At 61.1% G+C, this 22,643-nt stretch carries 15 protein-coding genes; 7 read left to right on the top strand and 8 right to left on the bottom strand.

The features are described 5' to 3' along the window. Position 1: 1 nt before the first annotated feature. Complete coding sequence (locus Pan216_RS03615) at positions 2-607, bottom strand: DUF6931 family protein (RefSeq protein ID WP_145254944.1); 606 nt, start codon at positions 605-607, stop codon at positions 2-4. Positions 608-648: 41 nt separating this feature from the next. Then, positions 649-915 carry a hypothetical protein gene (locus Pan216_RS03610; RefSeq protein WP_145254941.1) on the bottom strand — a complete coding sequence of 89 codons (267 nt, stop codon included), beginning with the start codon at positions 913-915 and terminating at the stop codon, positions 649-651. Positions 916-1,407: 492 nt separating this feature from the next. Between Pan216_RS03610 and Pan216_RS03605 the strand changes: the two genes are divergently transcribed. The 4 genes from Pan216_RS03605 to Pan216_RS03590 all read left to right on the top strand — a co-directional run bounded on the left by Pan216_RS03605 (position 1,408) and on the right by Pan216_RS03590 (position 10,822). Beyond that, positions 1,408-3,615 (top strand): type VI secretion system Vgr family protein, encoded by a 2,208-nt coding sequence (locus tag Pan216_RS03605; protein ID WP_419193217.1) that lies wholly within the window; start codon positions 1,408-1,410, stop codon positions 3,613-3,615. 113 nt (positions 3,616-3,728) lie between these two features. Next, a complete protein-coding gene (locus Pan216_RS03600; protein WP_419193216.1) occupies positions 3,729-5,981 on the top strand; it encodes a type VI secretion system Vgr family protein in 2,253 nt (750 codons plus the stop codon). A gap of 93 nt (positions 5,982-6,074) precedes the next feature. Further along, positions 6,075-8,339 (top strand): type VI secretion system Vgr family protein, encoded by a 2,265-nt coding sequence (locus Pan216_RS03595; protein WP_145254932.1) that lies wholly within the window; start codon positions 6,075-6,077, stop codon positions 8,337-8,339. Between the two features lie 182 nt (positions 8,340-8,521). After that, positions 8,522-10,822 (top strand): serine/threonine protein kinase, encoded by a 2,301-nt coding sequence (locus tag Pan216_RS03590; RefSeq protein WP_145254929.1) that lies wholly within the window; start codon positions 8,522-8,524, stop codon positions 10,820-10,822. A gap of 33 nt (positions 10,823-10,855) precedes the next feature. Here the strand turns inward: Pan216_RS03590 and Pan216_RS03585 are convergent, their stop codons facing one another. Next, positions 10,856-11,620 carry a class I SAM-dependent methyltransferase gene (locus Pan216_RS03585; RefSeq protein WP_145254926.1) on the bottom strand — a complete coding sequence of 255 codons (765 nt, stop codon included), beginning with the start codon at positions 11,618-11,620 and terminating at the stop codon, positions 10,856-10,858. Positions 11,621-11,670: 50 nt separating this feature from the next. Next, positions 11,671-11,841: a DUF2256 domain-containing protein gene (locus Pan216_RS28675; protein ID WP_145254923.1), complete on the bottom strand. Its 171-nt coding sequence runs from the start codon at positions 11,839-11,841 to the stop codon at positions 11,671-11,673. Positions 11,842-11,923: 82 nt separating this feature from the next. Here Pan216_RS28675 and Pan216_RS03575 point away from each other — a divergent pair, with 82 nt between their 5' ends. Both Pan216_RS03575 and pth2 read left to right on the top strand, forming a co-directional pair. Then, complete coding sequence (locus tag Pan216_RS03575) at positions 11,924-13,354, top strand: cryptochrome/photolyase family protein (RefSeq protein ID WP_145254921.1); 1,431 nt, start codon at positions 11,924-11,926, stop codon at positions 13,352-13,354. A gap of 202 nt (positions 13,355-13,556) precedes the next feature. After that, on the top strand, positions 13,557-13,949 hold the full coding sequence (gene pth2 / locus Pan216_RS03570) for an aminoacyl-tRNA hydrolase (RefSeq protein WP_419193215.1): 393 nt from the start codon (positions 13,557-13,559) through the stop codon (positions 13,947-13,949). Positions 13,950-13,955: 6 nt separating this feature from the next. On the opposite strand, the gene Pan216_RS03565 is transcribed toward pth2, so the two are convergent. Continuing rightward, positions 13,956-15,233 carry a nickel pincer cofactor-dependent isomerase, group 22 gene (locus Pan216_RS03565; protein WP_145254918.1) on the bottom strand — a complete coding sequence of 426 codons (1,278 nt, stop codon included), beginning with the start codon at positions 15,231-15,233 and terminating at the stop codon, positions 13,956-13,958. A gap of 461 nt (positions 15,234-15,694) precedes the next feature. Here Pan216_RS03565 and Pan216_RS03560 point away from each other — a divergent pair, with 461 nt between their 5' ends. Then, complete coding sequence (locus Pan216_RS03560) at positions 15,695-16,414, top strand: TVP38/TMEM64 family protein (RefSeq protein WP_145254915.1); 720 nt, start codon at positions 15,695-15,697, stop codon at positions 16,412-16,414. A 130-nt stretch (positions 16,415-16,544) separates the two neighbouring features. On the opposite strand, the gene Pan216_RS03555 is transcribed toward Pan216_RS03560, so the two are convergent. The 3 genes from Pan216_RS03555 to Pan216_RS03545 all read right to left on the bottom strand — a co-directional run bounded on the left by Pan216_RS03555 (position 16,545) and on the right by Pan216_RS03545 (position 21,862). Further along, positions 16,545-17,546, bottom strand: coding sequence for a hypothetical protein (locus Pan216_RS03555; RefSeq protein WP_145254912.1), 1,002 nt, complete (start codon positions 17,544-17,546; stop codon positions 16,545-16,547). 280 nt (positions 17,547-17,826) lie between these two features. Further along, positions 17,827-19,935, bottom strand: a complete 2,109-nt coding sequence (locus tag Pan216_RS03550; RefSeq protein WP_145254909.1) for an alpha/beta hydrolase family protein — start codon at positions 19,933-19,935, stop codon at positions 17,827-17,829. 169 nt (positions 19,936-20,104) lie between these two features. Further along, positions 20,105-21,862 carry a hypothetical protein gene (locus tag Pan216_RS03545; RefSeq protein WP_145254907.1) on the bottom strand — a complete coding sequence of 586 codons (1,758 nt, stop codon included), beginning with the start codon at positions 21,860-21,862 and terminating at the stop codon, positions 20,105-20,107. Positions 21,863-22,643 lie beyond the last annotated feature (781 nt).

Below are 22,643 nucleotides of genomic sequence, written 5' to 3'. Positions count from 1 at the left end.
GTTACTGGGGAATCGGGTTCTGGCCGGGGTTGCGCCAGACGATCTTGTTGCGAGAGACGGCAAGTCCGACCTCGATGAACTTGCGGCGAATCTCGTCGATCTCCTCCGCGTCGACCGTCGCGACATTGACGGCCGTGATGACCCCTTCCTTGTTGAAGTTGCGTTTAAGCGCCTTGATGGGGTCGGGAAGTTTGAACTTTGGGTAGCCGGTCGCGCGGGCCAGGAGGAGCGGAGGCGTCACCTCGAGGACAACTCGAGAGATGCTCTCGGCGTAGGCGCGGTGCCGGTCCGTCGGTTCGACCACCCAGCGGTAGGAGGCGCCGAAGGCTTGGCGATCCTTGTCGGTCATCGCCTTGGGCGGAGTCACCGTCGCGAGACAGCAGCAACCCCACCACACGGCATGGCGAAGAGGCAGGGCATGCCCGATGAACTCGATGCCATCCTCCAAGAGGTGGGTACGCAGTAGCTCCCGGAGGTACTCCCCACAACTGTACTCGGGCTTGACGAGGGCCTTGGCGGGCTTGCTGAGCTTGGTGAATTCCCGCGTAAGCACCTCGTGCGCCGGCCGAAGGTCCTCGACTGCCGGTTTGTAGCCATCTTGCTGCATCGTTCATCGACCCCGAGACGTCTTGAGTTCCCCAAAGGCCATCAGCCGAACATGTAGTCCGCGCCACTGGGACCAACGATATTGCCCATCGTGCTGGGAAGCCCAAGGAAGACCATGCCCATCCCCATGACGCAAGTCATGGGATCGCCGACAGTGTAGACGCCGGGCCCCATCACGGTCATGTCTTGCGCCATCCCCTGGGTGGCGAACGGCAACCCACAGTAAGTAACGATGGGCTGTTCCGACATCACGACCCCGGGTCCCACCGCTCCCATCGTTTCCGTTCCGGTGAATGCGTACATCGACATGGGTTAGGCCCTCCCCAATGAGTTTCGCGTTGGACCGAGCGTGAAAGGAGGCGAGCAACCGTTCGTGATCGCCGCGAGAGGCTCGATCGTCCATCGACTGTCGAACGATTGGTTGCCCACTCGATCCTCCAGACAGTGACAACGCTACCTTCTACGACGTAGGTGCTTGAGATATATGGAAACCTTTCTCGGGAAGAGAAAAGCCGCGAGTAAAACCGCCTTGCCAATCCCTACGACGAATCCCCTCAACGGACCTCGAACTCTTGCGGCGCGTTTCCGTGGACGCTCTTGCGCTAACTCACCATCAGCTATCCCCGAGTTGAGATCGTATCTTCACCGTCATTCTAGCCACGTTTGACGTAGTATGAGCGAACGGCCAACCGCTCGACACGAGCGTGACTTCCGGAGGGAAGGTCGCAAGATAGGATCCAACCGGGTCGACTTCTCGGTTCCCACGGAGCCCCCGCCGAATAGTCGCTGGAGAACACTACCGTGGACGAAACGATCAACGTCCATCTTTCCCTGAAGACGCCGCTGGACGAACTCGGCCCGGAGATCCACGGCTTCGAGGGAATCGAGGCGGTCTCCGAACTCTTTCAGTACCGACTCTTTCTGCATACGCCCATCGGCCGGGACCTATCCTTCTCCGACCTGCTCGGCCGAGACGTGACCGTCTCGCTCCGCGTCGACCAGCAACCCGAGCGACACCTTCATGGCATCTTCACCGAACTCATCAGAGCCGGCAGCGATCCCATGTATCGCTACTATGAAGCGATCCTCGTTCCCAAGGCCTCTCTTCTCCAACACCAAGTCGGCTATCGCATTGTCAGCGACAGCGACCTCAAAGGGATCCTCGGGGCCTATCTCCAAGGGGTTCCGCATCGTGTCCATTTCCACGAAACCCATCAGCGACACGACTACACCGTCAAGTACGGCGAAAGCAGTTGGAACCATCTCGCACGACTCGTCGAGGAGGAGGGTTGCTATTTCACGTTCGATCACGACGATGGAGGCACGATCGTTTTCGCCGACGACTCGCGCCATGCCGCCACGATCGAGCATCGGGATCAGCTCCCCTCGAGTGTTCAGGGAGTCGAGCCGCACGTGCGCAACTGGCGCACGCGTCAGAGCATGGTCGCATGGAAATACCATCTCGACGACTACCACGACGAAGCCCCCAACGCCGACCTCGCCCAGAGCGAGCAACAGTCCTCGCCCATCACCTTTGGATCCCGGGAGGTCCGCTACGACCTTCCATTGCTCGCGAACTGCGAGGTCGACGAATGGGAATCGTTCGCCCACCGTTTTCGCAAGATCGACCGAAACGGCCAGCACGATCCCTCCGGCCTCGACGGCATGACGCCGGAAAAGGAACGGCTTGCTCGGGTTCGTCTCGAGCAGCAAACGCTGGGTGCGTTCGGCGCCGAGGGGACCAGCAACTACTCATGGCTGATGCCCGGACGCATCCTGACACTGGGTGACGCGGGCCCCGATTCCGGCGACTACTTCATCACCCGTATCGAGCACGGCGTGCGAATCAGCCTTCACGGCTCCGACTATTGGGAGGCGACTCCCTACACGTGCCGCTTCGAGGCGATCCCGAAGGATGTCCGCTATCGCACCCCGCGACGGACCGCGCGGCGGTGGGCCGAAAGCCTCGAGACGGCGACGGTCGTGACCGATCATGGCGAGGAAGTGACCACCAACGACCTGGCTTGCGTCAAAGCCCGCTTTCCCTGGGATCGCGACCAAGGCAAGAAATCTTGCTGGATGCGAACCAAGCAGTCGCTCGCGGGAGCGGGCTACGGGGAGGTCTTCCTTCCACGCAAGGATCACGAAGTCGTCGTGATGTACGAAGAGGGCGATCCCGAACGACCGGTCGTCCTCGGCTCCCTCTACAACGCGAAGAACCCACCACCGGAAGCTCCCTCGACGCATCGCCACTTGCAGGGATATTGGTCGCGCTCGCTCGGCGGTGGTCCCGAGAACATGAGCAAGTTCACCATCGACCATCGGCTCGGCCAGGAAGAAGTGACCGTCCACGCCGAACGCGACGCCCACTTCCTTACCGAGAACGACTATCAGATCGTGACGGGGCGCAATCTCGACATCAGCGTCGGTTACGCCCTCCTAGATGGGAACACCGATGGCTCCGGCGTGGGAGGAGACGGCGGATCGACCGGCGGGAACCTCACTCAGACGAGTTCCGGCAACTGGACGGAGACCCGTTTCGGCAAGGTCGTGCAGCACGTCGCCGGAGACGTTCAAATCACCGTGAAAGGGTACGTCTACGTCAACGCAATTGACTTGGCTGGCCATTCTTACTCGGCGGTGTGGTGCATGCTAAGTCCGACCGTCCTCGTGGCCCCGAGTTTCTCTCGAACCACTGGGGTCTTCGATGTTCGACTCGTGGCGCCGATCTCGCACTTCGACGTCGACATGGGTCTCTTCGACGGCCAGCTCCACGCGGTAACGGTGGAGTTAAACAAAGGATTTTACCAGAGAAACTACTCGAACCTCGCCATGCGAAGCTCCCTCATCGAGACCGACTCCAAGATCAGTTGGGTCGACGCCGTGGGAGTTCAGACGATGTTTTGTTTGCGTGCGCTCGGGCGAAGCGCTGTCCGAACGAAGAACACCGTCGCGAGGTATCTATCTTGCGGATGTTCGAACAGCGTCGGGACGCGGATGTCCACGTGAGGGCAAGCGACGCGACACCGTCTCGACCGATTCAGTGGGAGTCTCTTGGACCCATCGTCAATCCGCCGGACACCAACGAGCACCACGGTGCGGAAACTTCAATGGAACAGACAATGACGTCGAACATCGTTGACTTGCGAATGCTCCGATCGCCCCTTCAGGGCGAGTTCGACGACCTTTCCGTTCTCGAGGTGAAGGGAAGCGAGGCGGTCTCCCAGTGGTGGATATACGAGTTGACTCTAGTCGCTCCTCGAGACAAGCGAGATCGAGTCGAAGCTCTCCTGGGAGAGGAAGTCCAGCTTTCGATTCGCGTCGTCGACCAGTTGGAACGTCGAGTTCAGGGGATTGTCTTCGCAATCGACCATGGGGAATCGCTCGAAGACAAGGTAGCTCTCCCCGACGATCTCAATCAGCGATTCGCTCGATGTGAATTGACGATTGTTCCGAAGTGTTCGGTACTGGAGATGGGTCGTCGCAGCAAAATCACACGGCAGACGTCCCTCGACGATCTCATCGCGACCACGCTATCGGGCTACGACTATGCCATCGAACTCGGCGAACAAGGAGCGACGTATGACTACGCCGCTCAGTATCGGGAGAGTGACTGGTCCCATCTTCGTCGACGATTCGAGGAGGAAGGGATCTATTACTACTTTCAGAGCGACGGCGAACGGGAAATCATCCACATCTCGGGAACTTCCCTCAACGCGTCGGTCGTCGCCGCCCTACCCTTGAACGAGGATGCCGAACGTAGGGGCCCCCACATACTCCGTTGGAGAGAGTCGGAACGATCGTTGCCGTGGAAAGCGGCGATTCACGACCGCCACCACCAGCGGATCGATCAGGAGGTGACGGCCTGGGACGAGTCGATCGCGCCGGTGCGATTCGGATCCCGAACGACGCGAGTCGATCATGATCCGATGCGCGAAGCGATCGTGGAAACACGAGAGCATGTCGCCCAGCGATTCTCGTTGCTCGATCCCAACGGCGTTCGCGACGACTCCGGACTAGACGGACTCGAGCGTGCGACAGCGCGCCGCGGGAGTGTACGCCGTCAACAATCGACCTCCGGCGCGCTCCGCGCGTGGGGCGTTAGCGATTGCGTTGCGCTGCGGCCAGGTATGGCCTTCGATCTGACGGGCGCGGGAGAGAGTTCCGGGACCTACTTCATCACGCGCACTCGCAATAACATCTGTCTCCCGGGCCCCATCGCCGGGATGGGATCAGCCGAGCCCTATCGTTGCGAGTTCGAGTGCATCCCGATCGACGTCCCGTTCCGGCCCGCTTCCACCACCCCTCGACCGTCCATTCCCGGCGTGCAAACCGCCACTGTGGTAGGGCACGAGCCCGACATCGTCACGACCGCGGGTGACGCTTGCGTGAAGATCAGGCTTCCCTGGGGTAGCGCCGCCGACGAGGAGTCTTGCTGGGTGCGAGTGACTCAGAAGAACGCGGGACCACAGCATGGCACCTTGTTGCTCCCGCGGGTCGGGCAAGAGGTCGTCGTCGGCTTCGAAGGAGCCGATCCCGATCGTCCGATCATTCTCGGCTCACTCGCGGACGCCCACCATCTACCGCGTGAATCACGGTCGACGCTGAGTCATGTCGACGGCATCAGTATCCGGTCCGAACGAGGAACGCTGGAGAACGCTAGCGGCCTCCTGTTCGACTACCGTGTCGACCAAGAGCAGCTTCTTTTGCACTCCGAGAAAGACATGACGTGGAATGCCGAAGAAGATCAGCTCATGCAATCCGGCGGGAACTTCCGGATCGTCGTTGGTGGTGAGCAAGAAGCTCGGAACGACCTGCTCGCCAGCGTTCCCGACTCCTCCGCGTCCTCTTCCCTCGACTCCCAGAAATCCACGACCGGCAACTTTAGCCTTACCGTCGCCGGATCCTTGAACCAAGTCACCGAGGGAAGTCAGACCACCACGAACCATGATGACTACGATCTCCTTGTCAAAGGCAACTCGCTCCTGGTCGTGGAAGGTCCCGTTTGTGAAGTGCAGTTCAGCAATGTTGTCATCACGGGGACGAGCTGGACCGGCATCATGGGCTCCCACCAGACTTTTTCCGTCTTCCGAATTCGGATCTACGTCTGCGCCATCGAGTGGGATACCGTCGTGACCCCCATCCGCTTTAGGGGATATGGGGCGATGGGCTACTATTCGACCACTCGCACCTATGAGCTAGGCGTGATGTCGATGGAGGGGGCGATCACCTCATTGTCGCTCAATAATATCCTGCACAGGGTAAGGAACAACCGCCTTGTCACGACGAATAACCTCTCGTCAACCATCGAAGGCATTCTCGCCACGGAGGTCGATGTCGTGAGATCACAGATGGGCGTGGGCAACCACGTGTAGGCGAGAAACGCACGCGTTAGAACATCCCGCGGTGATCTCCGCGGACAAACGTCACGTTCTCTGGATTCGTGAACGGGTACGAAGGGTGTCTTCATGGAAATGTCAACGGCCTACGCGGATCAGATGCGACTCCACTTCACGACGGCCCACTCCGCGGACTTTCCATACCGCCTGCACGGCATTACGGGTGAGGAACAGATCTCGCGTTTCTTCAAATACCGCCTCGAACTCCACGCGCCGGCAAGTGTCACCGTCGACCCCGCAACGATCCTCGGACAACAGGCGACCGTTCGCATTGAGCACGCGGGACGTCCGGCTCGTCTTCTCCATGGAGTCATCGCACAAGTGGAACGGGTAGGGCGGGACGAACGTCACACCTTCATCGAGGCGGTTCTCGTGCCACCACACGTAACGCTTCACCATCGTCGCGGCTACCAGATCCACGAGAAGATGACTCTTCGAAACATCATCGCCAAGGAGTGCGAGGGACTGCCCATCAGGATCGACTTCCACGAGGCGATCCACCCCCATCGGTACAGCGTCCGCTACGCGGAGAGCCCCTGGAACTACCTTTCGCGGCTGCTCGAGGAGGAAGGACGCTACTGCTACTTCGAACAGGGTGATGACCAGTGCGTCTTGGTGTTCGCCGACACCTCGGCCCGCGCCACGCTTCCGCCCGAGTGCGCCGCTCTTCCGCTGCAACGATCGTTCAACCCGTCGAGCATCACCTCGTTCCGGCGTCGCCGTCAGCTCGTTCCGTGGCGAGGTCACGTCTGGGACCACCATCACCAGGCGCCCGACTTGCCCCTGAGTCGGGAGTCGACGTTGCCGCCCGACGTCGCATGTGGTCGCGAACGACTTCCACTGCGTCCTCCCGTCTTGAACGACCGCGTCGACTCGGCGCCGATGGAACTCGCCCAGCGATTCTCGGCGACGACAACATCGGGAGTCGCGGATCGAGCGGGTCTCGATGGGATGACCGAGGAGCGGGATCGCCTCGCGAACGTCCACCTCCAGCGTCAAGCCTCCACCGCCATCAGCGTCTCGGGAACGAGCCCCTGTCCATCGATTGAGGTGGGGCGACTGCTGCAACTGACCGAGGCGGGTCCCGACTCGGGCGAGTACTTCGTCACGAGTCTCTCGCGAAGCGTTCGTATCGGGATCAAAGGACGTGACGACTGGGAAACGAAAGCGTACGAGTGCCGCTTCGAGGGTCTGCCGAAGGAGCTTGTTTATCGAACGCCGCGACGAACACCCCGCCCGTGCATCCGGGGGGTGCTCACCGCGATCGTCGCCAGCGACATCGACCGCGAGATCGCCACGACGGACGACGCCAGCGTGAAAGTGACCTTCCGTTGGGATCGTCGCTCGGATCCGCAATCCTGTTGGATCCGCGTCATGCGGCCACTCGCCGGTACCGGCTACGGAATGGTCAGCATCCCCCGGAAGGGGCAGGAAGTCCTGATCGCCTTTCGCGATGGGGATCCCGATCAACCGATCGTGCTGGGAAGCACCTACAACGCCCTCCAACCGCCGCCGGAGAACGCCGACACGCTTCGGCACCGAGAAGGTCAGTGGCACCGATCCTTGAGTGGTGGCCCGGAACACGCGAGTCAGTGGACGGTCGACACCAAGCTAGGCAGCGAACGAGCGACGCTCTACGGGCAACGCGATAGCAAAGCGGCCTCGGAGAACGATCACCGGATTGTCGCGGGAAACGACATGACTCTCCACGTCGGGCGTTCCGTATCGAGCGATCCATCCCCCGCGGAGGCGAGTACTTCAGAATCGGACGTTGTCGCGACAACACCCCAACCGACGGATGAAGGGGACTCGAGTCCCGCCACGACGTCCCCACCGGGCAACTATGAACTCGTGGTGACCGGAACGTCGAGTCAGACCGTCGGCGGCGATCTCCACAAGACCATTCACGGCCCCCTCATCCTCAATCAAGCGGGAAGCCAATTCTCGACGTTTGAGTTTCCGCAACGATTCGTCTCGTCGGGGCCGGTCAACGTCGCTTCGGCCGTCTCCCATACCGCCGCTCACGCTGCTTCCGGAGAGATCTGTTTCCCCGTCGGTCGTCTCGATGTCGGACCCTTTCTCAACGTTCGCCTATCCGCTTCGATCTGGAGACGAGACCGTCTCATGTGCGTCGACGTGCGCAACTATGGACTCGAGAACATGTACACGGCCAACAACTGGACCCTAACGGGCTCAAGAAACGTCAACCGAAACATCTCACTGGATACCGATTCCACCGTGACGACGCTGGATACGAGCGAAACCTCGAGCGATGGCAGTCGCAGCGAGCAATCCAGCCTCTCCCTCCATTCGGGCCCGAGCTATCAGGTATGACGGGTTCATCGTGGAAGCGCGAACGGCAAGGTTTGTTTCGGGACGAACCCGGCGACGGTCTCGCCGACGAATTGCCTTGCGTGGCGCATCGGTTTCAGGGACGGTGAATGGTTCGATTCCGTAGGATTGTCGCCATCGGCCCCCGGTCCGACGACGATGGACGAGTGTAGACGGAAGCCTCCATGGATGACTACGAGATCCTGTTTCTGCTCTATCTTCTAAGAAGGGGTGGCATCGATGCCGAGAAGGTGCTCGACTTGGCGGCGAAGCGAATGCTCTCCAACGGCGAGGCTCATCCCCCTTTTCCCGAGCAGTTGTCCCACGAGCGGCTGCTCAGCATGGAACTCTTCCGCGAGCACTCCCAACGGATGGCCGACGAGCTTCGCCTTGTCGATTGGGAACCGCGCAAGCTGATCGCGCCCTGGACGGATGAACTCCCGGTCGACATGCGCCACTTGCTGTGGCGGAAACTTCCCTTTCTCGCGTGGCGCGCCGACGATGGCCCCGGCGGACAACGTCTCACCGCGATCGGGCCGTTCGCGCAAGGCGGACTCGGGCTCATCTGGAAAGCCAAGGAAGAACCGGCCCGGCGGACCGTCTTGGTCAAGCAGATGCGTCCGGAGTTGTCGGACGATGCCGGCCTGCGACACCGCTTCCTCAAGGAAGGCCGGATCGGCGCCCAACTCGAACATCCCAACATCGTGCCGATCTACCGGGTCGTCGAGCACGAGGATGGAACTCCTCCCTATTACGTCATGCGCTGGATCCAGGGCCGAACGCTTGAGGAAGAGATCAAACAGTTTCAGACGGGAGCTCTGAACGAACACGAGTGGTTTCAGCGCCTACGCGAACTCTTGCAGAATCTCATTCAAGTCTGTGAAGCCGTCAGCTACGCCCACTCCGAACGCGTCCTGCATCGCGATATCAAACCGATGAACATCATCGTCGGAGACTTCGGCGAGACTCACCTCTTGGATTGGGGACTTGCCAAGCTCATCGACGACGACGACGAAGTGCCGTCGAACGTCTCGATCGGCAACGACCTCGGCGTTCACGAAACGGTCCAAGGTAGCTGCATTGGTTCCCCGGCCTGGATGGCTCCCGAACAGGCCATAGGCAATCCGAACATCGACGAGCGAGCCGACGTCTACGGGCTGGGCGCCACCCTTTTTTGCATCCTGACCGGCCTCCCTCCCAACGGACTGGGCAAGGTCTTCTCCATCAAGGAAGTCATCGCCGCCGCGATCAACGACCCCACCCCCCACCCCGCGAAGATCGAGCCGCGTACTCCCAAGAGCCTCGACGCCATTTGCGTCAAGGCCCTCCAAAAGGAGACGAGGGATCGCTACCAAAGCGCCAACGCCCTGATCGACGACCTAAAGCAATGGATGAGCAACGAAAAGATCTCGGTCTATCGCGAACCGTTCACTCGGCGCCTGGCGCGGGCCACCGTGAAGAATCCCTCCCTCAGCGCGACGGTGGCGGGTATTGCGATCGCGGTCGTCGCGAGCGCGCTGTTGACCCTTCTCTTCTCGATCGACGCCGGCCGCTCGGTTACATGGGCGGCGATGAGTTTCATGAAGCAACGACTGCCGGAACAGGTTCGCCTCACGAACCTCCAGCTCGAGTCGCTCGAGAAGAAGATGCTGATGCTCGGATCGTTCGAGTCGGTCAAGTCACTGCTAAAGAACAAGTCGGATGACGCGTCGGCGACCGCCCCTCGCTACGCGATCAGTCGCTTTCTCGACGCGGAACTCGCCTTCAATCAGATCGTGCTCGCCACCGTCGATGCCAAAGGTATTGTCGAGGCGCCGTGGATCATTCAACGCGAGGACTCCGTCATGGAAGTTCATCGCAATCAACTCATCGGCTACGAGACTCCTTGGCTTGGCCAAGTCAAGCGGATGCACGGCCAGAAACAACCCGCTCCACAACTCCTTCTCTCGAAAAAGAGCGACCCCGAAACGGGTGGATCGACGATCATGACCCACGCGATCTGCCGCGTCGACGATCCGGATGGACCGCTCGGCTACGTCGTCGCGGAGATCGATCTTTCGCTGCTGCTGCTCAACACCCTCGGCGTGCATCCGGTGGGAGGCTCGAGCCTCACCACGGCCGAGGGCAAACCGATCTTCTGGAGAAACGCCAAGGCCCTGACCCCAGCTCAGGCCGAGAGAATTCTCGACCAGGCTCCCGATGTCATCGACTCGATTCGCCATGACCGCGGCGAGGTCTGCCAGACCTCCCGGTACACCACCTTCCCCTTCGGTTGGGTCGTCTGCGCAACCTCGATTCCCTATTCGTTTGGAGATCAAGCAGGACGCTTTGGCGTCGTCAATCTCGTCGACTGGGCGCTGATCGAACTCCCCAAGGACGTCTTCGTGATCTTCGCCGCCAGTACGGCCGGGCTCATCGGCTTCATCGTGCTCTTGTCGGTCTTGATCTGGCGGTTCCTCCGCTCCATGTCGGGGACGTACCGCTGATCGAGACGACCCTGGAGGCAATCGACGAGGCCTTCACGCTCGTTTGACTTCCAGACAGACCATGGGCGGGTCCTCGAGGAACGCCTTCCAGAACTCATGACCATACTCGGCAAGTCCGGCTGAGGAAACTTGTGCCCGATGCCACACGAAGTCGCTCAAGCCGGCCTCCGCGAAAACCTTCTCGTGCGTCCCCTCGCTGAGGTAGTAATTGTCCAGTTCGAATGTCTCTCCGTTGGGCAAGGTGAATGTCCATGTAATGGGAGTGCCGTCGGCCAACTCGGGGCTGGCGGCACTCTTCGTGAACCCGTACGGCCTCGTCGCGTCGAAGTGAGCGGGGGAATGTTCGGGGGCACCGGTCAGGGAAAAGAAGCGCCCACCGGGCGCGAGATGCTGCTCGATCGTCCGCGCCATGGCGAGAAGTTCGGCGGAGGTCCGGGAGTAGCAGAGAAGCCATCCCGCGGCGATCACGTCGAATCGCTCTCCCAACTCCAGACCGACGACTTCAGCAACCCGATAGTCAACTCCCCCGCTGGAGTCGTCCTGTTGTGACTTCGCGAGTTCGATCATCGCGGCCGACCGATCGATTCCGAGCACACGGTCGGCCCCCCACTGCTTGAGCCTTCTGGTGAGGAAGCCTTCCCCACAGGCGAGATCGAGGACCGTCTTGCCCCCAAGGTCTCCCGCGAGCGTGCGCATCATGTGCTCTTCGACATGCACCCGCCACGGTTCCAGCTTGCTGCGACGATACTGGTCGGTGATGTTCGTATAGTCGGTCTGTTCCGGGTGTTCCGCGGCCATGTAGTGTCACCTCAACGTCTCGAATGATCGCGGGCGACAAAGGCTCCGCTCTACCATCTGATACGTCTCCGCGACGCATCGCTGATCGACAATTCGAGAGCGTTGGGCCAATCGTCAACGGCATCCTCCTCCCACCACGTCGCCCAGCAGCGACGCCACGAGAGCGTTCGGCCGCACACGGGACACCACTTCGTCGGCCCGGAACGCCTCCGAGAACTCATCGAGCACCCTCGCCACCATCGCGGACCCCTGACACGGCCACTATAGTTCGACGTTGGACGAGTCCCACGAGAGCAGGATGTGATGACGGCGATAGTCTGGCTTCGGCACGATCTTCGGCTCGCGGACAATCCGGCACTGCGGGCCGCCGCCGAGTCCGGAGCCGTGGTTCCAGTCTACATCTGGGATCCCGAAGGGGATGGAGATTGGTCGCCAGGAGGGGCAAGCAAGTGGTGGTGGCATCACGGACTAACCTCCTTGGATAAGAGCCTCCGCGATCTGGGCAGTCGACTCGTCGTTCGGCAAGGGCGATCGGGGGAGATCCTCGAATCACTCGCGAAGGAGACCGAGGCCGAGTCAATTCACTGGAACCGACGCTACGAGCCAGCCGCGATCAAGCGAGACTCGGCGATCAAGGAGTCGTTCAAGTCGCGGGGGATCGAGGTTCAGAGCCACAACGGGTCACTTCTCTTCGAACCCTGGGAGGTCTCCACCAAATCGGATGCCCCCTACAAGGTCTTCTCGCCTTTCTGGAGGAGCTGTCTCGAGAAAGAGAGCCAGCGATCCCCTCTCGCTCGTCCGCAGCAACTCGACGGGCCCGAGCACTGGCCCGAAGGCGACTCGATTGACTCTCTCCAGCTCGAACCACAACTCGATTGGGCCGACGAATTCCCCAGATGGTGGGATCCGAGTGAGAAAGGCGCTCAAAAGGAACTGGAGCGTTTCATCGAAGAAGCGGCGGCGACTTACAAGAGTGGCCGCAATCGCATGGATGTCGACGGAAGCTCCCGCCTCTCCCCCTACCTACACTTTGGGGCGATCAGCCCCCATCAGGTTTGGCATGCGATCGATCAGTTGAAGCCGAGCAACGGAACCGTCAAGGCGTCCTACGAGACCTACCTGAGCGAGATCGGCTGGCGCGAGTTTGCGCACCACCTCCTCTACCACTTTCCGCATACCACCGGCAACGCCCTCCGTTCGGAGTTCGACGACTTCCCCTGGGAGCCAAGTAAAAACGAACTCGAGGCCTGGCAACAGGGCCGCACCGGCGTTCCACTCGTCGACGCGGCGATGCGTCAGCTTTGGCGTACGGGATGGATGCACAATCGAGCCCGCATGGTTGTCGCGTCGTTCCTGACCAAGAACCTGCTCATTGCTTGGCAAGAGGGAGCCGCGTGGTTCTGGGATACTCTGGTCGACGCCGACCTCGCCAACAACACCCTCGGCTGGCAGTGGACCGCTGGGTGCGGCGCCGACGCGGCTCCCTACTTTCGCATCTTCAACCCTGTCTCGCAGTCGGAAAAGCACGACCCGAAAGGCGACTACATTCGTCGCTGGGTACCCGAACTCGAGAAACTCGACACCCCCGACCTTTTCAAACCGTGGGAGGCGTCGAATGACGCTCTCGAGCGAGCCGGGGTCAATCTAGGCGAGACCTATCCCGAGCCGCTGGTCGATCTCTCGGAGACCCGCAAGAGAGCCCTCGCCGCCTACGACGACATGCGTGGCAAGTAATCTCGCCAGGAACTCCCTCGAACGATCCGCCCCCAACGGCGAACCCATCGGGGCCATTCCGTATCATTGAAGAGGTTGACTGGAGTTCGAGGGTCGCTAGCCGGTTCATCCTGGTCGCGGCCCCACGCGTATACCGTGGCGTTCGGCGAGGCACTCGACGAACTCATTCTCTTCCCAAGATCGCGGAGACGACTGGTTCCCCATGCCCTCCCCCACGCGAATCAAACAAGTCATCGTGATGCGACACGACCTGTCGATGCGTCGTGGCAAACAGATCGCCCAAGGCGCCCATGCCTCGCTCGCGTTCTTGCGCGAACGTCTCGTGCGTGGAGGTTCGCTCTCCTTCGACGCGTTGACGGGACCGGAACAACAATGGATGACCGAATCCTTCGCGAAGGTCTGTTGTCGCGTCAACAGCGAGGCGGAATTGATCGAGATCCACGACGCCGCGATCGCGGCGGGACTCGAAGTCCATCTCATCACCGACAGCGGCCGCACGGAGTTCCACGGCCAGCCCACGCGCACCTGCTTGGCGATCGGGCCCGACGACGCCGACAAGATCGACCGAGTGACCGGCCACCTTTCGCTGCTTTGAATCGCGCTAAGCTTCCGACGCCAAGGGAAGGAGATTGCCTTCCTCGTCGAAGCTCATCTCACGGGGCCCGGTCAACACCGATAGCTTGTCTTCATCGGCCACCGACGCCAGCAGCGATGGCGAGACTTCCAAGACGTGTAGGTTGAGGGTGTCGCGAATGCGCGCGATCCGCGCAGTGTGGAGATCCTCGATCGCCAACGAATCGAGCGCCTTTCCGATGGCCTCACGGTCGCTGTCGAAGTAGATCGGAATCTTCGAATTTTGCGGCGTCAGGGCCGTCAGGGAATTGGTGTACATCGTCGCTCGGTCGATCGACTCGACCAGTCGCGTGGTCGTGAAGTCCGCGAGTCCGATTCCCAGGGCGTTGCCATGCGTCTCCGGCGTCAACTCGCGGACGAAGATGCGACGAATGAATGGAGAGGGCCGCTCCTCGCGTCCAAGAGCACTCGAATATCCATGAACCCCGCGTCCGGTCACGTTGGGATCGATCCCCACCCCGCTGATGTTCTTGCCAATCCGATCGACGATGAGAAGATCGATTTCGTTGAAAGGCAGCAGCGGCATCAAGGAGCGTGCCTGCGCGTGAAGCCCCTCCTCCGCGGCCAACATCTCCTCCCTCACGACGAAGCTCAAACGCGCGGTCTGATGAAAATGATCCTCGAGAATCGCCACGCCCCCAAGGAGCGGAGCCTTGTCGATCAGCACCTCGGCCATCCCGCGCAAGACCGGCTCGTAGTCCATGCGGCTCGCCGAGGCGTGCATCGCGGCCGCGCCGTGTCGCTTGCCCAAGCCAATCACGCTCATCTTCAACAGCCCGCTACCGATTGGGCCGATGAAATCGGTGTGGGGCTTCACGCGATTGACGAGCAGAACACCGTCGGCGTCCAGAGCGTCGTTGCTGCAATAGACGGGAGCCCCTTGGGGCGTCTCCCCAAGTTGACGAACGTCGAGCGAATCGCGAATCGGTGCCCCCATCGACTCTTCGGTGACGCCGTAGCTCGCGAGGATCCCGCGTTGCCCCGCGGGAGTCGCGCCGCCGTGACTTCCCATCGCGGGCATGAGAAAGGGTTTGGCCCCGAACTCGCGTAGGATCTCGAGGGTGCCGCGAAGAATCGCCACTTGATTGGTGATGCCGCGACTTCCGACGCCGACCCCGATGGTGTCCCCCGACTTGACTCGGCCCGCCAACCGCGACAGTTCCGTTCGTAGAGTCTCGCCAATGTCGATGGGCGTGGAAGGGGGGAAGTTCTGACGAACGGTTTGAAGCGGAGGATAGATGCCCATGGAGGCCCTGTCGTAGGTGGCTCGTCCTTCCGCCCGAAACGATCCGTCACGAAAGGGCGATTGGGGAGATCGCAACTCTTCCTAGGCTCGCCGAGTTCCGCGCGGATTTCAAGCGGTGATTTCCGGGGGGAACGTCTGACGCGACCTTGGCGATGGAGCGCCGACGTAGCCTTGCTGAACGTTGGACGTCCAACCAAGGACGGGTGTTCCCAAACCGTTGAACTTGTGCACCGTCGACACCTGATGTTCCCGTGCCACGAGTCGATGCCGAACATTCCAACTGGCGACCCGAGACTTCGTCGGATTACACTCTCCGCGCACGCGCAACCGCGACCACCCTCCCACCTGGCGCATCTGGAGAACCAAACCGAGATTTCCCGGCCAACCCAGCCGGCAACCTGTTGACGATTCGCCCCTCTCCGGCGAGGCTGCGTGGTGTCTGACTACACAAGGAAAGCTACATGAGTAAGGGAAAGATCGCCCGTATCTGTCTCGGGCTGCTGTGGGTGGGATTGGGGCTTTCGTCGGTCGTCGTCTGGTGGCTCTCCGGCGTCCCGGCGGCGGAGGTTCCCCAGTACCTCGCCGACTGGCTCGAACGCGTCGGCACCACGAGGGCGGTCGTCCTCTTTCTCTTGCTCTATACCCTACGGCCGCTGATCCTCTTCCCATCGTCGGTGATGGGCATCGCCTCGGGCCTGACGTTCGGACCGGTGCTGGGATGTGCCGTCACGATGGCCGGAGAGCTGCTCGGCGCCACCCTCGCCTTCTCATTGGCTCGGTTTCTCGGTCGTCGCTGGATTGATGCCCGACTATGGCCGCGATTCGATAAGTGGAACAAGCGGGCCGGGGACAACGGCGTTCTTTCGGTGTGCGTGCTGCGGCTTATTTGGTTGCCGTACGACACCGTGAGCTATCTGTGCGGACTGACGCGCATTCGGCTTGCCGACTTCGTCCTCGGGACGGCGCTCGGTTCGATCTTCTACGTGCTTAGTATGACGCTACTCGGTGGAAGCGCCTCGGTCGGCCTGGTGGGCGAGATCGTGATCGGATCGCTCACGGTCTCCCACCGGGCCCTCCTGGTGCTGGTGTCGGTACTCTCGTTCGCCGTCGGCATCGTCCTCGCGGTGACCCTACGGCGACGATTCAAGCAGGCTCCGGTCGAGGCGGGCTCACCGGCTTGACGCGGGAAGCCGGATCAACTCGGATCCGGGTCGGGACGCTGAGTCAACTCGGATCCGGCGAGGGAAGCCGGATCAACTCGGATCCGGGTCGGGACGCTGAGTCAACTCGGATCCGGCGAGGGAAGCCGGATCAACTCGGATCCGGGTCGGGACGCCGGATCAGGATGTCGAGGAAGGTGCCGAAGATCTGAATCAATAGGCCAATCCCGATCACCGGACCGAGGATGAAAATCCCCCACGCGAAGATGACGTGGAGCTTCGCCAACCACCAAAACGAGATCTCGAGGACCTGGAAGAATAGGGTCCATGGCACGAAGATCAGTCGAAACGCCACCGGCCAGCTCGTCAGGCTTAAGAGAAAACCGGTCATCGCGAAGAGGACCGAGAAGCCGAGCAAGTGAACGTGCGTCGTCAGCGCCAACTGCTTGAGCGGAATCCCTTCATCGACTTCGAAGTAGATGCTCACTTCGTGGAAGTCGGTCAGCGGCATCTTCTGTGCCTGCGGATCGCTCCCTTCGGAGTGGCAGATGACGCAGTTGTTCTCCAGCGTCTCGCTGATCATGGGCTGTAGCTCGATGCCCTTTCGCTGCTCGATCGTTTCCGGCGTATCGACTCCAAAGAGGGCGACAAATTCGTCGAGCTTGGGACTGCCCGTCTCCTCGTCCATGATGATGCCTTCGTCGTAGGCCTTCTCCCGCAGAACCGGGTCGAGGTTCGACCAGTCGATGAGCATCTGACGGGACTCCTCGGCGTAGACCCGGTCCTCGTCGGACGTATCCTCGCCGTCGAAGGAGTACTCGAGGATCATGTCCTTCATCGTTCCCTCGAGAGCCGCCTGTAACAGATTGACGTGCGGGCTGCCGTGATAGGTGTCGATGACATCCTGGACTCCGAGCGAGTGGGAGATCTCGGAAACGAGGCCACCAAGGCCCTTCGAGCGATAGACCGAGGCGAAATCATCCAGTTCGATCGTCTGGTCCCCATCGGCGGCGGCGTGTTGGGCGAAGAGATTCGCCAACGCACCGAGATAGCCGAAACCGACCGTCATCAGGATCACGATCACCAGCAGCTTCTGCGGCCAGCCAATATTGCGAAGTTCGATCCGGCGAGGACGCGTGGGCGTTGTCGTCATGGAATTCAGGTCCCCAGTTCGCGAGAAACCAAACAAGTAAGGTAGGAAAGTCGCGACTCCAAGGCCGTGTTCAGGCCAGCGGTCTCGCATCAAGGAGGAAGGAGTCCGATCATCTCGTCGATCAATCGATCGGACCGATGCCGTGGGAGTCTCGCCGAGAACGGCCATCAAGCCCCGAGCGCTCTCGTGACCAATATGGTAACCGAGACCGACGCCCGGGGAAAGTGCGGAGCGGAAGTGACTTGTCGATCGGGCACCATGCCGCCGACCCCGGCGGGAGCTACTTCGTCTCCGCCTTGGGAGGCATCTTGCGGAATTGCAGCGGCGACCTCTTCGCATCGTGGAGTTCCGCGACACGCTTGGACCAGTCCCACGACGACTCGTCGACATCGTACAGGATGACCTTGCGCGGAAACGCGAGCGCGACGCCCTGTGGCACATCGAGCACCTCCATGATCTGCATCAAGTAGGGACCATCCTTGTGGGACGACGCCAACCGATGCAAATCAAAACGTTCCACGTCAGGCTCGAAGAGACCCGCGTAGAGAGCGATGCCGGCGGCTGAACCCTCTCCCTGAACCCATAGCCGCGTCTTGCCGAATTCCTCTTCCGATCGCAACGCCTGGATCGCCCGGCGAACGTCCCAGATCCGGCCCTCATCAATCGTCTTTCCCGTCAGGTGAAAACGACGCCGCAAATGGGTCGCTTCCCGCTTGTCGGTCGTCCAACCGTTGGGGCCGATCCCTCGGGGAGGAATCGTCGCGAAGGCCCAAGGCTGCTGGTTCATCATCGCGATCTCCGCCTGGAGATCCTTCTGACCCTTCTCCGTCGTCTTGACCTCGGCCCCTTCCGGGATCGCGTCGCCGAAGAGCGGTCCGAAGGTTTGGACGAACTTGTCCCACCCCTCGTCGTCGACCGCCGTGACCACGAGTAGCTTCGGTTCGTGCCGCTTCGTCCCATGGACGACGTAAATCGGCAAGCGAAGGTTCTCGTCGCTGGTGTATTCGAGCACCTGAAGCTCCAGGCCCTTCGATTCCTTGGTGGCGACGGTCTTGACCCCGAGAGCCGGCGGATCAGACGGCCACCCGCGCAGCGAGCGTTCCTTCAGTTTCGCCAGAAGGTCCTCGCGCTGCGACTCCCACTCACTGAGACTGTTGGGACGGGGCACCTTCGCGGTGGGAACGAAACGCTCGTCGATGGTGGTCACCTTCTCGTCGGCGGGGAGGCTCTTGAAGACCTTCAGTTGCTCGGGCGTGAATGCCTTGTCGGCGATCCTCGTGATCGCGGCGTTGCTGCCCTTGAGCCAACGGTTCATCCAGCGAAAGCCGGGGACCCGTAACTCCTGGGTATCCTTGTGGGGTCCCTCGGTAATCAGCAGCCCGAGCTTGTCGCCCGCGCTGTAGAGGTCGTAGATCCGCTTGACCTCGTCGTGAACGCGGACCACCCCGTCGAGCGGAAAGATGCTGTCTTTGTCGCTGTTCGACAGGAGAAGAGGCCGCGGAGCGACGAGGGCGGCGAGGATCGGAAAGTCCCAGCCGTAGTTGTTGACCATGAACATGCAGTCGCAGTGACCCTCGATACAGTCGTCGATGACATGGTTCTCGAGATCGGTGATGCCGGCGACGGGAATGATGCACTGGGGCCGATCGTCGATGCCGGCAATCCACCAGGAATAGGCTCCGCCGCCACTCCGACCGGTGACGCCGAATTTCTTCGCGTCGACCTCGGGCCTGGTCTCGAGGTAGTCGAGCGCCCGCACGCCGTTCCAGGCCTCGACGCCCGCCGGGGTGTAGCCGCGCGAGACCCACCACCAGCGGCCCAAGCGATGGGTCCCGTGGTGAACGCCCTCGATCTCGCCGAGTTGGATGGTGTCGATCGTGAGGCAACAGTAGCCGTGCCGGGCGTACCAGACCCCGTGGTAGTGGTAGTGGGTCTTGTTGCCGTAGGAGACGCCGTCCTTCTTGACTTGGCCATGGCCGCAGACGTAGAGGATCGTCGGCAGCGGCTTGGTCACTCTCTTGGGGCGATAGAAGTTCGCGGTGACGTAGAGCCCCGGCAGCGACTGAAAGTGCAAGTTCTCAACGGTGATGTCGTCGAGATCCACCGTCTTGGTGATCGTCGCCTTGAGGTCGGTCTTCTCGGGGTAAGGCGAGAGTCCGAGCATCTCCAAGAGTTGCTGGCGGTACTTGGGCCGAGCCTCTTTCCAGTCGTCGAGCGTCTTGATCTCGGCGAGCGCATTCTCGGCCCGCTGGCGAGTGACGCGTTCGAGGTACTCCCGGATGGTGTCGGTATTCTCTTTTTGCCGCTGATGGATCGAGGCATCATCCGCGCCGCAAAAACCGGCGGCGACCAACAGAGCCACGAGGGCAAGGGAAACTGGGCGAACCATCGAACATCTCCCAGGGAGGAGGTGGAGGAATGAATCAATCGGCGAGTTGCTGCGATCGTAGTCCAAGGATGGTGGGAGTTCAAGAGGGCGTCCCCCAGCGCTGGCGCCGGTGACGCTGATCGCAGACCAGCTCGTCGGACTCTCAAAACCGGCTTTCGGGAAAGGAGCGTCAGTTCGCGTTTGGCATGACCGTGCCGCCTGGTTCGACCGCGGCCGAGAAGAAACCGATCGACGCCTTGATCAGTTCCGAGCGTACTACCGTCGTGAACGACACGGCTCGTTTCTCGAGCGTCAACGTGGTCCCGATCGGGCTCGCGGTTGGCGCCATGTGCATCTGTGCGGCGAAGGGAGTTCTAGAAAGGAGCGTTCCGTTGACTTCAACGCTACCTAGGAGCTCGAAGGGGTCGATGAAACAGACGACGTGGGGCCGGAGCGGCAAGTCGGCGAGGATCCGACGCAACCGTGGATCATCGGCCAGCCTCGACTCTTGATCCTGCAACGCCTTCAGCATCCCAACGTCATTCCCCGACGCATGACCAACGCGAGTCGGTGAGAGAGCCGTCCAGTACTCATCGCGAGCCTCCTCAACGACCTTCTCCTGCCCCTTCGCATCCGTGGAGGGCTCGCGGCGAAACCTGACGACCCGCCTCCCGTCAAAGTCTTCATCAGGCAACGACTCGAGTTTCTGTTCGTTGAGCAACTGGCTCCCCAAGGGTTGCGCGGTCTTCGAAACCGAAACGTAGGCCGCGGCATCCGCAACAGCGAGGCTCCCGAGCGATGCGTAGGCCCCTTCGCGCGTCATGGACATCCCGTTGGATTGTCCGCCTACTATCTGACGGGCCATCTTCTCCAATGCGGCGTCGTATTGAGTAATGAGGATGTCTCTGACCTGCTGGGAGACGTCGCTCTCGTTGTTCGGAAGCCGAACCCAAGAGGAAATGGCCTCGACGAACAACTTGAAGAAGGGATCGTTGGAACATCCATAGGCGAAATGAAAGGAGGAAGCAGGCAGCCCGGCCAGGAGGTCGGCGGCAGCCGGCGGAGGGCTCTCGAGCCGCTTTCCGAGCGTCGAACCCTCGACGAAGGTGAGCCGGAATCGCTTCGTGACCCGCTCGGAGTCGACCGAGAGTCCCAGGCTCGCTGATTCGGTCTGGTCCATCATCCAGACGAGCCCGTCGAGCAGCCAACGGACTTGAATCGCCATGCGTTGCGGATTCTCGATGGTCACCCCTTCGAGGTTCTGTGGATGCAGGTACGTCGCGATCGCCTCCCGGGTCATCATCGCGGAAAGCTTGTCGATCAAGGGCTTCGCCGATTGAACATCGACCCAAACAAAGACGTCCGATGTCGCCGCGAGCTTCGCTACTTCCTCGCTCCATCGCTCGGAGATGCGGCGCGGGGACTTTTCAAAACGAGCGAGCGTCTCTTCGTTAACGGCTCCGACGAGAACATTGCCCACCGGAAGGTAAAACGCTTCGCCCTCTTGCTCGTAGAAGCGTCCGACACGCTTGGCCCCCAGCAAGGTAAGCGCCTTCTCGACGTCCTTGACCTTCCAGAAAACGACCAGCTCTCGCATAAGTTCCGCGTCGAGTTGCTTGGCATTAAGGAAAGGGTCCGAGGGAAGTTCCAAGAGCACAACGCCAATACCCTCGAAGCCTTCTTCGACTTCCGCCGACATCTCCGGGAAGACTCCGACCCCGTCGAAGCCCTCATCTCCAATCTCGCTCAGGCCCGAGGATCTAGCGAATCCCAAGAGCCCCTCTTCGAGATCTTTCAGGTCGTTGAGAATGGCAGCCGCCTTGGCGTCGGCGGGGATGTGAGCCGCGAGATTGTCCGCTTGGGTTCGGCGAGCAATGACCATCGCGAACAGAGTTGCCAGCGTCAAAACCGTCGCGAGAAACCGGGATTGGGATGAGCGATGGAGCACGACACAACCTCCTTGTTGTCGATCGAAAACGAACGGACCGAACGCATCGTCATCGACATGGTCGATCTGACCGAGTTTCGTTGCAAGAGGACTTCGCCCAGACACTACACGGAGTGTGTCCACGGATTCATTTTGGACGCCGCTTCCCGATTGGCTAGCGCCGGTTGCTGTGCTACCGGGGGGAGTTAGCCTCGCGGGAGTTGCCGGCGCTTGAAGGGCTAGCCCCGGTTGCTGTGCTACCGGGGGTGGGTAGCCTCGCGGGAAATGCCGGCGCTCGAAGGGGTAGCCCCGGTTGCTGTGCTACCGGGGCGGCGTAGCCGCAAGAAGTCGCGGGCGGTGGTAGAGATCCGAGAACGGAGAGTGGCCGGCGAAAGTACGATTTGCCCGAGACTTCTTGCCGACTTCGTCGGCCCCGGTTGAATCAACCGGGGGTAGCCTTGCAGGGAGTTGCCGGCGCTTGAAGGGCTAGCCCCGGTTGCTGTGCTACCGGGGCGGCGTAGCCGCAAGAAGTCGCGGGTGTTGGCAGAGATCCGAGAACGGAGAGCTGCCGGCGGAAGTACGATTTGCCCGAGACTTCTTGCCGACTTCGTCGGCCCCGGTTGAATCAACCGGGGGTAGCCTTGCGGGGAGTTGCCGGCGCTTGAAGGGCTAGCCCCGGTTGCTGTGCTACCGGGGCGGCGTAGCCGCAAGAAGTCGCGGGTGGTGGTAGAGATCCGAGAACGGAGAGTGGCCGGCGAAAGTACGATTTGCCCGAGACTTCTTGCCGACTTCGTCGGCCCCG

Origin of the sequence: Kolteria novifilia, from assembly GCA_007748055.1 — a bacterium.
Taxonomy (GTDB): Bacteria; Planctomycetota; Planctomycetia; order Kolteriales; family Kolteriaceae; genus Kolteria; species Kolteria novifilia.
This window is presented reverse-complemented; position numbering and strand designations above follow the sequence as displayed.

What these genes read in the sequence shown, in the direction of transcription:
- Pan216_RS03595 (WP_145254932.1), top strand. Translation starts at nt 6,075, where the DNA reads ATGGAAATGTCAACGGCCTACGCGGATCAGATGCGACTCCACTTCACG.
- Pan216_RS03555 (WP_145254912.1), bottom strand. Translation starts at nt 17,546, where the DNA reads ATGACGACAACGCCCACGCGTCCTCGCCGGATCGAACTTCGCAATATT.
- Pan216_RS03600 (WP_419193216.1), top strand. Translation starts at nt 3,729, where the DNA reads ATGACGTCGAACATCGTTGACTTGCGAATGCTCCGATCGCCCCTTCAG.
- Pan216_RS03610 (WP_145254941.1), bottom strand. Translation starts at nt 915, where the DNA reads ATGTCGATGTACGCATTCACCGGAACGGAAACGATGGGAGCGGTGGGA.
- Pan216_RS03550 (WP_145254909.1), bottom strand. Translation starts at nt 19,935, where the DNA reads ATGGTTCGCCCAGTTTCCCTTGCCCTCGTGGCTCTGTTGGTCGCCGCC.
- pth2 (WP_419193215.1), top strand. Translation starts at nt 13,557, where the DNA reads ATGCCCTCCCCCACGCGAATCAAACAAGTCATCGTGATGCGACACGAC.
- Pan216_RS03560 (WP_145254915.1), top strand. Translation starts at nt 15,695, where the DNA reads ATGAGTAAGGGAAAGATCGCCCGTATCTGTCTCGGGCTGCTGTGGGTG.
- Pan216_RS03590 (WP_145254929.1), top strand. Translation starts at nt 8,522, where the DNA reads ATGGATGACTACGAGATCCTGTTTCTGCTCTATCTTCTAAGAAGGGGT.
- Pan216_RS03585 (WP_145254926.1), bottom strand. Translation starts at nt 11,620, where the DNA reads ATGGCCGCGGAACACCCGGAACAGACCGACTATACGAACATCACCGAC.
- Pan216_RS03565 (WP_145254918.1), bottom strand. Translation starts at nt 15,233, where the DNA reads ATGGGCATCTATCCTCCGCTTCAAACCGTTCGTCAGAACTTCCCCCCT.
- Pan216_RS03615 (WP_145254944.1), bottom strand. Translation starts at nt 607, where the DNA reads ATGCAGCAAGATGGCTACAAACCGGCAGTCGAGGACCTTCGGCCGGCG.
- Pan216_RS03575 (WP_145254921.1), top strand. Translation starts at nt 11,924, where the DNA reads ATGACGGCGATAGTCTGGCTTCGGCACGATCTTCGGCTCGCGGACAAT.
- Pan216_RS28675 (WP_145254923.1), bottom strand. Translation starts at nt 11,841, where the DNA reads ATGAGTTCTCGGAGGCGTTCCGGGCCGACGAAGTGGTGTCCCGTGTGC.